This is a genomic window from Tepidiphilus baoligensis, assembly GCF_012911495.1.
In the GTDB taxonomy this organism is placed as follows: Bacteria; Pseudomonadota; Gammaproteobacteria; order Burkholderiales; family Rhodocyclaceae; genus Tepidiphilus; species Tepidiphilus olei.
Window position 1 is genome coordinate 14,260 of record NZ_JAAAUB010000005.1, and the last position, 12,030, is coordinate 26,289.

General features: G+C 67.5%; 10 protein-coding genes. 4 read left to right on the top strand and 6 right to left on the bottom strand.

Annotated elements, in window-relative coordinates:
• The first annotated feature begins 34 nt into the window (after positions 1 to 34).
• The 4 genes from sppA (at position 35) to GV368_RS04835 (ending at position 5,435) form a co-directional block, all read left to right on the top strand.
• On the top strand, positions 35 to 1,873 hold the full coding sequence (sppA, locus tag GV368_RS04820) for a signal peptide peptidase SppA (protein WP_169115693.1): 1,839 nt from the start codon (positions 35 to 37) through the stop codon (positions 1,871 to 1,873).
• 14 nt (positions 1,874 to 1,887) lie between these two features.
• A complete protein-coding gene (locus GV368_RS04825) occupies positions 1,888 to 2,496 on the top strand; it encodes a carbonic anhydrase (protein WP_169115694.1) in 609 nt (202 codons plus the stop codon).
• Positions 2,497 to 2,565: 69 nt separating this feature from the next.
• The gene (locus GV368_RS04830) at positions 2,566 to 3,441 is read left to right on the top strand and encodes a phosphate/phosphite/phosphonate ABC transporter substrate-binding protein (RefSeq protein WP_169115695.1); all 876 of its coding nucleotides are present in this window, start codon (positions 2,566 to 2,568) and stop codon (positions 3,439 to 3,441) included.
• The gene (locus GV368_RS04835) at positions 3,438 to 5,435 is read left to right on the top strand and encodes a putative bifunctional diguanylate cyclase/phosphodiesterase (RefSeq protein ID WP_169115696.1); all 1,998 of its coding nucleotides are present in this window, start codon (positions 3,438 to 3,440) and stop codon (positions 5,433 to 5,435) included. The genes GV368_RS04830 and GV368_RS04835 overlap by 4 nt, the downstream gene beginning before the upstream one ends.
• Before the next feature lie 45 nt (positions 5,436 to 5,480).
• Here the strand turns inward: GV368_RS04835 and pdxH are convergent, their stop codons facing one another.
• From pdxH to argS, 6 genes are all read right to left on the bottom strand, one after another.
• Positions 5,481 to 6,125: a pyridoxamine 5'-phosphate oxidase gene (gene pdxH, locus GV368_RS04840; RefSeq protein ID WP_169115697.1), complete on the bottom strand. Its 645-nt coding sequence runs from the start codon at positions 6,123 to 6,125 to the stop codon at positions 5,481 to 5,483.
• 10 nt (positions 6,126 to 6,135) lie between these two features.
• Positions 6,136 to 7,632, bottom strand: coding sequence for a YifB family Mg chelatase-like AAA ATPase (locus GV368_RS04845; protein WP_169115698.1), 1,497 nt, complete (start codon positions 7,630 to 7,632; stop codon positions 6,136 to 6,138).
• Positions 7,629 to 8,891 carry a tyrosine--tRNA ligase gene (tyrS, locus tag GV368_RS04850; RefSeq protein ID WP_169115699.1) on the bottom strand — a complete coding sequence of 421 codons (1,263 nt, stop codon included), beginning with the start codon at positions 8,889 to 8,891 and terminating at the stop codon, positions 7,629 to 7,631. The genes GV368_RS04845 and tyrS overlap by 4 nt, the downstream gene beginning before the upstream one ends.
• A gap of 86 nt (positions 8,892 to 8,977) precedes the next feature.
• Entirely contained in the window at positions 8,978 to 9,616 is a 639-nt protein-coding gene (locus GV368_RS04855) for a thiol:disulfide interchange protein DsbA/DsbL (protein ID WP_206673283.1), read from the bottom strand.
• A gap of 12 nt (positions 9,617 to 9,628) precedes the next feature.
• The gene (locus GV368_RS04860) at positions 9,629 to 10,213 is read right to left on the bottom strand and encodes an SPOR domain-containing protein (protein ID WP_169115700.1); all 585 of its coding nucleotides are present in this window, start codon (positions 10,211 to 10,213) and stop codon (positions 9,629 to 9,631) included.
• A gap of 10 nt (positions 10,214 to 10,223) precedes the next feature.
• Positions 10,224 to 12,011, bottom strand: coding sequence for an arginine--tRNA ligase (gene argS / locus GV368_RS04865; protein WP_206673284.1), 1,788 nt, complete (start codon positions 12,009 to 12,011; stop codon positions 10,224 to 10,226).
• Between the last annotated feature and the right edge of the window lie 19 nt (positions 12,012 to 12,030).

Genomic DNA, 12,030 nt, shown 5'->3' on the forward strand with positions numbered 1-12,030 from the left:
GCCCTGAATCTCTCTTGCCTCCAGGAGCCCATTCATGAACTTTCGCCCCCTGCGTGCCCTGTGGCGAGCGCTGCGCTGGTTGATCCTGCTGCCCTTGCGCCTCGTCGAGCTGCTCGGGCGCCTCGCCATTGGCCTCGTGGTTCTCGCTTTCCTCGCAGCCTTTTTCCTCAGCCAATGGGAACCGGCGCTCAAACTGCCGCCGCGCTTCGTGCTCACGCTCGCGCTCGACGGCGACCTCGTGGAACAGCCCCCCCTGCCCGAGGGCCTGCGCTCGCTGCGCTCACTCGAATCTGGGAAAGGCCCCATCGTTTTGCGCGACGCGCTCGATGCCCTCGATCGCGCCCGCACCGACGACCGCGTGCTCGCAGTGGCGCTCGATCTCAGCCGTCTGGGCAACGCCTCGCTCGCCCAGATCGAAGAGCTGCGCACGGCGATCGCCCGACTACGCCAAGCAGGCAAACCGGTACACGCCTACGGCGACCTACTGCCGCAAAAAGCCTACTATCTCGCCGCCGCGGCGCAGGAGGTCACGCTCGATCCCGAGGGCTTGGTACTCTTGCCGGGTGTAGCCGTCACCCAAAACTACTACCGCGACGCCCTCGACCGCATCGGGGTGCGGGTGCACGCCTTCCGCGTGGGCAAGCACAAATCCTTCGTCGAACCCTTCACGCGCAACGACATGTCGCCCGAAGAGCGCGACGTCACCCAGGACCTGATCGGCGGCATCTGGCAGCGCCTGCTCGACGACCTCGCCCAGGATCGCTCGCTCGCGCCTGCCGTGCTGCGCCGCTACAGCGAGCGCTACGACGAGGTGCTCGCCGCACACGAAGGGGATGCGGCCAAAGCCGCCCAGGCCGAACGGCTGATCGATCAGCGCAAGAGCTACGAAGACTGGTACGCCGGGCTCCTCGAACAGTATGGGCGCGAAAGCGACCCAGCCAGAGACGTCGCGTTCGACGACTATCTACGTGCCACGACGCCGCCCCTGCCCTCGGCCACGACCCCCGTGGTGGCCATCCTGCCCATCCAAGGCACCCTCGTCGATGGTCCACCGCGCGATGGGTTTGCCTCGGCCGACAGCATCGTCGATCGGCTCGACGATGCCGCCGATGACGACTCCGTCAAGGCCGTGGTGCTGCGCCTCGACACCCCCGGCGGCAGCGCCTTCGCCGCCGAACGCATCCGCCGTGCCGTGCTGCGCGTCAAGGAAGCCGGCAAACCCGTGATCGTTTCCATGAGCGGCACAGCCGCCTCCGGCGGCTACTGGATCGCCTCGGCCGCCGACGAAATATTCGCCGACCGCTTCACCCTCACCGGCTCGATCGGCGTCTTCGCCCTCTTCCCCGAAGTCTCGGGGCTACTCGACAAGCTCTCCGTCAATACCGATGGCGTCACGACCGGGCCTTTCGCCAACGGCTTGGATCCGCGCGTGCCTCTGACCGAACCCGTGGCACGCGCGATACAAGCCGGGATTTCCCATGGCTACCGCCGCTTCCTCGCCGTGGTCGCCGAGGGGCGCAAGCTCCCGGAAACCGAAATCGAGCCGATCGCCCAAGGGCGTATCTGGACCGGTGAAACCGCCCAGAAGCTCGGCCTGGTCGACACCCTCGGCGGGCTGGACTCCGCTCTCGAACGCGCCCGCGAGCGCGCCAAGATCCCGCAGGCGCCGGCACGCTGGCTGCTGCCGCCGCTCTCCGCTCGCGACGTGCTCATGAAGCTATTGTTCGAGGGTCGTAGCGACGAATTCGAAACACGCCTACAATCGCTCGGGCTGCTCCCCCCCGGCGTATCGCTCACCGAACCGCGCCGCCTGCTTCGCGCCTTCGACGACCCTAGCGGCCTCTATGCCCATTGCCTGTGCGCCGCGCCTTGAGGAAAGGACCCTCCATGCTCCGTCCCACCGAAATCGATGCCTTGATTGCCAACAACCGCGCCTGGGCCGAGGCCATGCGCGCGCGCGACCCCCGCTTTTTCGAGCGCCTGAAAAACATCCATCAGCCGGAATTCTTCTGGATCGGCTGCTCGGATGCCCGGGTGCCCGCGAACGAACTCATCGGGCTCACCGCCGGTGAAGTCTTCGTACATCGCAACATCGCCAACCAGGTACAGGCAGCCGACTTGAGCTGCGCGGCCACCATCGAATTCGCCGTCTCCCGCCTGCGCGTGCGCCACATCCTCATCGTCGGGCATTCCGACTGCGGTGGGGTCAAGGCCGCCATCCGCGCCGATGCCCCCGAGCTCGTGCAACACTGGGTGCATCCCATCCGCGAACTCTACCTACGGCACCGCGCCGAACTCGACGCCCTGCCCGAACCGGAGCGCACCCACCGCCTCGTGCGCATGAACGTCGTCACCCAGATCGAACGCCTGGCGCAAAATCCCGTCATCCGCCGCGCCTGGGATCGTGGCGAGGGGCCGATGCTGCACGGCTGGATCTACGATGTCGGCGACGGGCTCCTCGAAGATCTCGGTGTATCGCGCGGACCGCAAGGTTGAGGAAAATTCCCGGAAAAAAAATTTCCTGATCGGTTTAAAATGAAAGGGCGTAAAAACCCCTGGGCTGCCATGGAATCCCGCACGAACCTCGCCCGTCGCCGCTGGCTGCAATCGCTGATGAGCCTTGCGATCAGTGGAATCGCTGGCGTGCGCGCCGCCGAGGAAGCACGGCCGCTGCGTTTTGGCATCTCGCCCTTTCGCACGGCCGAAGTGCTGCTTACCTTGCACAAGGGACTGCTCGACACCCTCGCCCAGGCACTGGGTCGGCCGCTGCGTTTCTCCACCCGCCCCACCTACGATGCCTATACCAAGGCGCTCCTGGCCGGCGAATTCGATCTGGCCATCATGCCGCCACACGTCGCCGTCTGGCTCGCCACCCGCGGCGACTGGGAACTCGCAGCCAAATACGAAGTGCGCCTCTCGGCCCTCCTCGTGGCGCGCGATGCGCCTGCCTCCGCTACCCCCGAGGCCCTGCGCGGGCGGCGCATCGCCCTAGGGGACCCCGACTCGATCGTCTCGCTCGTCGCCCGCGAAACCCTCGACCGCCTCGGTCTCGTGCCCCAGCGCGACTTTACCCTCGTGCTCACCGCCTCGCATGGCGCCTCGATGCAGGCGCTCGCCAACGGCAGCGTCGATTACGCCATCGTCGCCAACACGGTCTATGGCCAGTTTCGCGCCAGGTACCCCTCGCTGCAGGCCGTCCCCTTCGGCCTGGACGTGCCGCACCTCATGGCCGCGGCCCGCCGCGCCCTGCCCGAAGCGCTACGCGCCCGCTTTCGCGCCGCGCTCCTCTCGTTCCATGAAACCGAGGCGGGGCGCCGCTTCTTCGCGGACACGGGTTACCGCCGCTTCGTCCCCGTCACCGAAGCCGACTTCGCCGAGATGGCCCCCTTCCTGCCGGACCTAGATCGACGGTATGCCTCCCCGCCGGAGCTTTCACGATGAACTGGTACCGCCACATCCCCTTCCGCCTCCAGATCCTGCTGGCTGCCGGCGCCGTACTGCTCCTCATCGTCGCCGGCTTCACCTACGCCCATTGGCGTGCGCTCGACGAGGCCCTGTCGCGCGCTGCCGAGCGGGAAGCGCAGCACTACACGCGCCAGCTCGACACCCTCGCCCGTCAGGCGTTGCTCACGCACGACTACGAGCAGTTGCAGGATCGGCTCGAAGCGCTCCTCGCCGGCGAGACCATCGCCTTCGCCGTCGTCCTCGACGAAGACGGCCGACCAGTGGCCACCTACGGCTGGCAAGATTCCACGCAAACCCTCCCTCCCCCAGGCGCGAAACTCGAATGGCAGGGGCAGCCTGTGCGCGTCTGGCACCACGCCATCGCCAGTACCCCGGAAGGAGAACCCATCTCGTTCGGCAGTCTCGTGCTGGGCATTTCGCTCGCGCCTCTCGAGACAGGCCGAGAGCGGCTCGTCCTCAGTACTGCCCTGCTCCTGCTCTTCTCCCTCGCCTTGGGTGGGCTGCTGCTCGACGGGGTTGCCCGGCGGCTCGCCCAGCGGCTCGCGGCGCTGGCCGAATTGAGTCGCACGCTCGCCGCGGGCGATCTCTCACGCCGCGCCGAGGCAAGCGGCAGCGACGAAGTGAGCGTGCTCGCGCAGAGCCTCAACGCGCTCGCCGACGCCGTGGCCGCAAGGATCGACGAGCTGCACCACCGCATCGAATACGACGCGCTCACCGGCCTGCACAGCCGAATCTACTTCGACGAAGCGCTCGGCAACCTCCTGCAACGCTACGAACCGGGACGAATCTGGGTGTGTGCCATCGATCTCGACCATTTCGCCGCCGTCAATGACAGCTGCGGCCACGAGGCGGGAGACCGTGTCCTGCGCGACGTCGCCCGACTCATGCAGGAAATCATCCCCCCTCGCGTCGAACATGCCGTGCTCGCCCACCACGACGCCGACGAATTCGCCGCCTGCTGGGTGGGAACGAACGAAGACGAGCCCAACGAGGCGCTCGCGCGCGAGATCGGCGCCAAGATCCTGGCTCACCCCATCATCGACAATGGCCTCAACCTGACGGTGGCCGCGAGCATCGGGCTCGTGCGTGCCGACCGGGTCCCTTCCACCGTCGCCGACCTGAAAATCGCCGCCGACATCGCCCGCTACGTCGCCAGACAGCTCGGCGGCAACCGCGTCGTCAATTACCTTCCCACCCATCCGTGGGTGGAACGGCGCCGCCGTGAGATCGAATTGCTACCGGTGATCATCAACGCCATCCGCACCGAAGCCTTCGAACCCTGGGCCCAACGCATCGTCCCCGTGGGCGAGGGGCGACTGCACGCCGAGATCCTCATGCGGCTGGTCACCGAGAAAGGGGAACGGCTCACACCGGGCGTATTCCTCTCCGCTGCCGAGCGCTTCCAGCTCATGCCGCGCATCGACCGCATCGTCGTGCGCAAAGTGATGGCAGACCTGGGGCAGAGGCTGCGCGAGAATCGCCCGTGGCCGGCCGACGTCGTCAGCCTCAACGTCTCGGGGCAGACGCTCTCGGACGAAGGCTGGATCGACTATCTCGAGTCCCTGATCCACGAACACGGCATTCCGCCCGAGCGCTTGGTCTTCGAGATGACCGAGAGCACCGTGATCGAACAGCCGGAAATTGCCGTGGCCTTCATCACGCGGGTGCGTGGCCTGGGTGCAGCGATCGCCCTCGACGATTTCGGCTCGGGCACGTCCTCTTTCGGCTATCTGCGCCGTTTCACCGCCGACTATATCAAGGCCGACGGCCAATTCGTGCGTCACGTGCACGAGCGCCACGAAGACCGGGTGATCGTGCAAACCATGGTGAGCCTGGCGCGACTCATGCGTATGGCCACCATCGCCGAGTTCGTGGAAAACGACGCCATCATCGCCACGCTGCGCGAACTGGGCGTGGACTACCTCCAGGGCTACGCAGTGCACAAGCCCCAGCCGCTCTCCGAACTCTGACAGACGAAACGAAGGGAAGGAAAGGGTTACGGTGGAAGGGAAGGGTTACGGTGCCAAGCGCTGGCGCGTCCACCCGCCGGCGCCGTCGGGCCGAAAGGCGATGCGATCGTGCAGGCGCGAGGGCCGTCCCTGCCAGAACTCCCAGTAATCCGGAATCAGCCGAAAACCGCCCCAATGCGGCGGGCGCGGCGGATTGAGGCCGAATTTGAGCCCGTAGCGGGCCACGCGCTCCACGATCTCGGTACGCGAGGCGATCGGCTGACTCTGCTCGCTCGCCCAGGCGCCCAGCCGGGCCGGCAAGGGGCGCTGCGCGAAGTAGGCATCCGACTCTTCGGGCGAGACCTTCTCGACCCGACCCTCGATGCGTACCACCCGCTCCAGATCGGGCCAGAAGAACTGCAGGGCGGCGAAGGGATGGTGCTCCAGCTCGCGCCCCTTGCGGCTGAGATAGTTCGTGTACCACACGAGACCGCGCTCGTCGGCCTCCTTGAGCAGCACGGGGCGCGTCGACGGACGGCAACGCTCATCGACGGTGGCCACGGTCATGGCATTGGGCTCAGGCACCCCGGCGGCGATCGCCTCGTCGAGCCAGGCGCGAAACTGCATCAAGGGATCCGGATGGATGCGATCCTCGTCGAGCGTGTCGCGGTCGTGTTCGCGGCGCACGTGGCGCAGATCGATGCGCGTCATGGGGCGTCCTCTAAAATGGCAGGCGGCGCAGCTGCACGGCCTCGGCCACGTGCGCCGGCTCGATCGTCTCATGGCCCGCCAGATCGGCGATGGTGCGCGCAAGCCGCAGGATGCGGTGGTAGGCCCGCGCCGAGAGATCGAGCCGCGTGATCGCGCGCCCGAGCAAAGCCAGCGCCGGCTCGCTCGCCCTGCCGTGCGTCTCCAGTTCGCTGCCGGAGAGACGCGCATTCTCCTTGCCCTGGCGCGCCAGTTGCCGCTCGCGCGCCGCGAGCACCCGAGCGCGCACGTTCGCCGACGGTTCCCCCGCCGTGGCGGCGGCGAGCGTCTCCGGCGGCAGGCGCGGCACCTCTACCCACAGGTCGATGCGGTCGAGCAAGGGCCCGGAGAGCTTGGCGTGGTAGCGCTCGATCTGCGCCGGCGTGCAGCGGCAGCGCCCGGACGGATCGCCCAGGTAGCCGCAAGGGCAAGGGTTCATCGCCGCCACCAGCTGGAAGCGGGCGGGGTATTCCACCCGCTCCTTCACCCGCGCCACCGCCACCCGCCCCGTCTCGAGCGGCTCGCGCAGCGCTTCCAGCACCCGGCGCTCGAATTCGGGCAATTCGTCGAGGAAGAGCACGCCGCCGTGCGCGAGCGAGATCTCGCCGGGACGCACCGCCCCGCCGGCGCCCACGCCGCCGACGATGGCCGCGGGCGAAGCGCTGTGGTGCGGCGCGCGAAAGGGACGCACGCGCCACAGGTGCGGCGCAAAGCGCCCGTCGCTCGACCACACCGCCGCGGTCTCGATCGCCTCTTCTTCGTTCATCGGCGGCAAAATCCCCGGCAGACGCTGCGCCAGCATCGACTTGCCGGTGCCCGGCGGTCCGTAGAGGAGCAGGGAATGACCGCCCGCCGCGGCGATCTCCAGCGCCCGTCGCGCCCCGGCCTGACCCTTGACCTCGGCGAGGTCCGGCCACGCGGAGCCTGCCACCTCTGCCATCGGCTCGGGCGGCGCCGGCAGACGCCCGCCACGCAGCCAGGCGACGAGCTCGGCGAGCGATGCCACCGCCACCGTCTCCGCCCCGACGCGCAACGCCTCATGGGCGTTCGCGCGCGGCACCACCACGCGCCGACCCTCGCGCCGCGCCGCCAAGGCCGCGGCAAGCACGCCGCGCACCGGCCGCACGCTCGCGTCCAACCCCAGCTCGCCGTGGAATTCGTGATCGTCGAGCGCCGTGGGCGGCACCTGACCGCTTGCCGCGAGCAAGCCCACCGCGATGGGCAGATCGAACCGCCCGCCGCTCTTGGGCAGATCGGCCGGGGCGAGATTGACCGTGATGCGCCGCGGCGGAAACTCCAGCCCGGCGGTGAGGATCGCCGCGCGCACGCGCTCGCGCGCCTCGCGCACCTCGGCATCGGGCAAACCCACGAGGTTGAACGCGGGCAGCCCGTTGGCCAGATGCACCTCCACCGCCACCCGCGCCGTCTCGACGCCGGTGGCCGCGCGCGTGAGCACCGTGGCGAGGTTCATCCCCAGACGATCAGGCAGTGGTTTTTCTTGCCGCGCTGCAGCACCGTGTAGCGGCCGAAGCGCCGGTCGGAGTCGCCGATCACCGCGTCCAGCGCCGTGACTTTCACGCCATTGACCGCCACCGCGCCGCTACTGAGGAACGTGCGCGCCTCGCTCTTCGACTTCGCCAACCCCGCGGCCACGAGCGCATCCACCAGGCCGCTCTGCTCGCGCGACAAGGCCGCCGTGGGCATGCCATCGAGCGCGAGCTGGGCGTAATCTTCTTCCGTGAGCGCCTCGAGCGAGCCGGAGAAGAGCGCCGCGCTGATGCGCTCGGCCGCGCGCAGGGCCTCGCTGCCATGCACCAGCCGGGTCACTTCCTCGGCGAGTACCCGCTGCGCCTGCGGCTTGTCGCGCCGCCGATCTTCCTCTTCGATCGCCGCGATCGCCTCGACCGACAGGAAGGTGAAGTAGCGCAGGAATTTGTAGACGTCGGCGTCGGCCGTGTTGAGCCAGAACTGATAGAACTTGTAGGGCGAAGTCTTGCGCGGGTCGAGCCACACCGCGCCGGATTCGGTCTTGCCGAACTTCGTGCCGTCGGCCTTGGTCACCAGCGGCAGCGTCAGCCCATAGACTTCGGCGCGGCACAAGCGCCGCACCAGGTCGATACCGGCGGTGATGTTGCCCCACTGATCCGAACCGCCGATCTGCAACAGGCAACCATGGTGGCGGTAGAGCTCGACGAAATCGTAGGCCTGCAAGAGGCTATAGGCAAACTCGGTGAAGGAAATCCCCACCTCGTCGCGCGCCAAGCGCTGCTGCACCGCCTCTTTCTTGATCATGGCATTGACCGAGAAGTGCTTGCCGACCTCGCGCAGGAAGTCGAGCACGTTCATCCGGCCGAACCAGTCGTAGTTGTTCGCCAGGATCGCGGGATTGCCGCCCTCGAAGGAGAGGAAGGGTTCGAGCTGGCGCTGGATGCGCTCGCTCCACTGCGCCACCACGTCGAGCGAATTGAGTTTGCGCTCGTTGGCCTTGAAGCTCGGGTCGCCGATCATGCCGGTCGCCCCGCCCACCAGCGCGATCGGCCGGTGACCCGCCTGCTGGAAGCGGCGAAGCACCAGCACCGGCACGAGGTGGCCCAGATGCAGGCTGTCGGCGGTGGGGTCGAAGCCGCAGTAGAGCGTGATTCGGCCTTCCTGCAGGCGCTGCTGCAGCGCCGTGAAATCGGTCGTCTGCGCGATCAGTCCGCGCGCGCGCAAATCCTCCAATACGTCCATCGATTCGGATCCTCGTCGCCGGCAGGACGATGCGCCCCGCCCCGTTCATGGGAAAGATTGGATTTTCCCACGAAAGCGGGCCCTCGTCAGCCGCGGCGCAGCCGGGCGATCAGCCGGTCGACTTCCTCGAGCGCCGCCTCGTGGCTGCCGGTGAGCGAGGCGGACGTGAGATAGCGCCCACCCACCGCCAGGGTCGGCACCCCGTCGATCTTGTAGGCACGGGCCCGCGCATCGGCCTCTTTCACGCGCGTCTCCACGCCGAAAGAAGTCCAGGCATCGTAGACCGCCTTGCCGTCGCCGCCGTTTTCCTGCACCCAGGCCCGCGCGCCGTCGCGGTCATAGACGAGACGCCGCTCGTCCTGCACCGCGGCGAAGATTTTCGAGTGCAGCGCCTCGAGCTGACCGGTCGCATCGAGCGAAAAGTACAGTCGCGCCAGCCCCGCGAGCGCTCCTTGCCCCCAGATCACGGGGGAGCGATGAAACGCCACGTCCTCGCTCAAGGTTTTCTTCCACCGTTCCACCAGCGGATCGAGATCGCGGCAATGCGGACAGCCATAGTGGAAGAACTCGATCACCTCGATCTTGCCAGCCAGGGTGGGCTGCGCCGGAGAAAGTTCCAAATGGGTCCTGCCCTGCCGTGCCTGCACGCTGCCAGCCCCGGCCAAAGCGAACGCGCCCAGAGCCTGGAGAAACCGTCTGCGGTCGATACCCCCGTTTTTCATCATTCTCGTCGCTCCTCATCTAACCAGCGTCGGGGAATAGCCCGCCGCCTGTAAGCGAGCACGCGCCACCTGCGCTTCGTCCTGACTGCGGTAGGGGCCGGCGCGGACCCGATAGAGCGTACGACCATCGGGCATTCGCACCGGTTCCACCGTGGAAGTGATCCCCACCAACGCCAGCTCGGCGCGCACCCGGCTCGCCTCCCGCTCGTTGGCAAAAGCACCCACTTGCCAAAAAAGCCGCTCCTGCGTCTGTGCCGGGGGGGGCTCGGGCGCAATCGCCGCCACCCGAGGCGGCTCGGGCACTATGGTTGCCGGCTCTTTCGTCGTGCCGTTCGTTTCTCCGGTCAACGTCTTGTAGAAATCGAACTTCATATCGGACACTGCCCCACTGGAGGCAGAAGCCGCTTGCCCCGTGTCCCTGGTGGGCGCAGTCGTGAAAGGCGGCGTACGCGTAAACCACCAGGCGAAAGCCGCGGCGATCAGCGCCCCGATGGCCAGCCCGACCAACAAACCCAACGCCGTACCGCCGCCCGCGCCCAAGCGCCCTCCACTTCCAGCCCGCTGCGCTCGACGGCGACGGCAAACCCCCGGCTCGATCATGGCCCCCTCCTCACATCGACTCTGGCGCCGAGACCCCGAGCAGCCCCAAACCCGTGGCGAGCACCGTTTTCACCGCCGCCGCGAGCGCCAGCCGCGCCAGGCGCAATGGCTCTTCTTCCACCAGGATACGCTCGGCGTTGTACCAGGCGTGGAAGTCCGATGCCAGATCCTTCAGATAGAACGCGATGTGGTGCGGCGCGCGCTCACTGGCCGCCGTCTGCACCACCTCGGGAAATGCCTGCAGGCGCACGCACAGATCGAGCGCCGCATCGCTCGTGAGCAAGGACGCGTCCGCTTCGCGCAAATCTTCGATCGTCCCGCCCCACTCGCGCAACACCGAGCAGATGCGCGCGTGCGCGTACTGCACGTAATAGACCGGGTTCTCGTTCGACTGCTTCTTGGCCAGATCGAGGTCGAAATCGAGGTGCTGGTCGCACTTGCGCAACACGTAGAAGAAGCGGCAGGCGTCGTTACCCACCTCGGCGCGCAACTGGCGCAGCGTGACGAACTCGCCTGCGCGCGTCGACATCGACACCTTCTCGCCATTGCGATAGAGCACGGCGAACTGCACCAGCGCCACCTCGAACTTCTCCGGATCGAGCCCCAGCGCCTGGATCGCCGCGCGCACGCGCGGGATGTAGCCGTGGTGATCCGCCCCCCAGATGTCGATCATCAGATCGTAGCCGCGTTCGTACTTATTCCAATGGTACGCGATGTCGGAGGCGAAATAGGTGTAACTACCGTTTTCACGGCGCACCACGCGATCCTTGTCGTCGCCGAAGTCGGTGGAGCGAAACCACCAGGCGCCGTCCTGCTCGTAGAGATAGCCGCGCTGCTTCAGGGTCTCCACCGCGCGCTCGACCATCCCCGTGTCGTAGAGGCTCTTCTCCGAGAACCAGCGGTCGAACCGCACCCCGAACTCGGCCAGATCGTCACGGCAGTCGCCCAACTGCTCGGCGAGCGCGAACTCGTGGATCCAGGCGTAATCCTCGCCCAACAGGCGCTTGGCGTTGGCGATGAGCCGATCGAGGTGCCGCTCGCGCTGCTCCACGGCCTGCGGGTCGGTGCGCTCGGGATCGGGTTCGCCCGGCGTACCCGCCAGCACGTCCTCGGCGCGCACCCTGGCGAAGCGATCGCCATGGCGCTCGGCAATGGTGGCTGCCATGTCGATGACGTAGCGCCCCTGATAGGCGTTGCTCGGGAAAGGCACCGCGACGCCGAAACGCTCGAGATAACGCAACCAGGTGGAGAGCGCCAGGATGTCCATCTGGCGACCCGCGTCGTTCACGTAGTACTCGCGCTCGACGGTGTGGCCAGCAAAGGCGAGCACGTCCGAGAGCGCCGCCCCGTAGGCCGCCCCGCGCCCGTGGCCGACGTGCAGCGGCCCCGTGGGGTTGGCCGAGACGAACTCCACCAGGATGCGCCGCCCGGTGGATTCCCCCGCCCCGTAGCGCACCCCGCGCGCGAGCACCTGCGGCACCACTGCGTTTTTCGCCGCCGGCGCGAGCGTGAAATTGATGAACCCCGGCCCGGCCACCTCCACCTTGGCCACCCAGGGATGAGGCGTGATCTCGCGGACGATCTCCTGGGCGAGCTCACGCGGATTGCGCTTGATCTGGCGGGCGAACTGCAAGGCAATGTTGCTTGCCCAGTCGCCGTGGCTCGCCGCTTTCGGGCGTTCGAGCGTGAGCGGCAGATGCGCGTATTGCGGCACGACCGCCATCAGCGCCTGGCGCAACAGCGCGGCGAGCAGCACCTTGGGGTCGGACACGGACAGGGAGGGATCTTGGCTCATCATGACTCGGTTCTGCGTTCGT

Coding starts and splice junctions, on each gene's coding strand:
- sppA (WP_169115693.1), top strand. CDS start 35: ATGAACTTTCGCCCCCTGCGTGCCCTGTGGCGAGCGCTGCGCTGGTTG.
- GV368_RS04825 (WP_169115694.1), top strand. CDS start 1,888: ATGCTCCGTCCCACCGAAATCGATGCCTTGATTGCCAACAACCGCGCC.
- GV368_RS04830 (WP_169115695.1), top strand. CDS start 2,566: ATGGAATCCCGCACGAACCTCGCCCGTCGCCGCTGGCTGCAATCGCTG.
- GV368_RS04835 (WP_169115696.1), top strand. CDS start 3,438: ATGAACTGGTACCGCCACATCCCCTTCCGCCTCCAGATCCTGCTGGCT.
- pdxH (WP_169115697.1), bottom strand. CDS start 6,125: ATGACGCGCATCGATCTGCGCCACGTGCGCCGCGAACACGACCGCGAC.
- GV368_RS04845 (WP_169115698.1), bottom strand. CDS start 7,632: ATGAACCTCGCCACGGTGCTCACGCGCGCGGCCACCGGCGTCGAGACG.
- tyrS (WP_169115699.1), bottom strand. CDS start 8,891: ATGGACGTATTGGAGGATTTGCGCGCGCGCGGACTGATCGCGCAGACG.
- GV368_RS04855 (WP_206673283.1), bottom strand. CDS start 9,616: ATGATGAAAAACGGGGGTATCGACCGCAGACGGTTTCTCCAGGCTCTG.
- GV368_RS04860 (WP_169115700.1), bottom strand. CDS start 10,213: ATGATCGAGCCGGGGGTTTGCCGTCGCCGTCGAGCGCAGCGGGCTGGA.
- argS (WP_206673284.1), bottom strand. CDS start 12,011: ATGATGAGCCAAGATCCCTCCCTGTCCGTGTCCGACCCCAAGGTGCTG.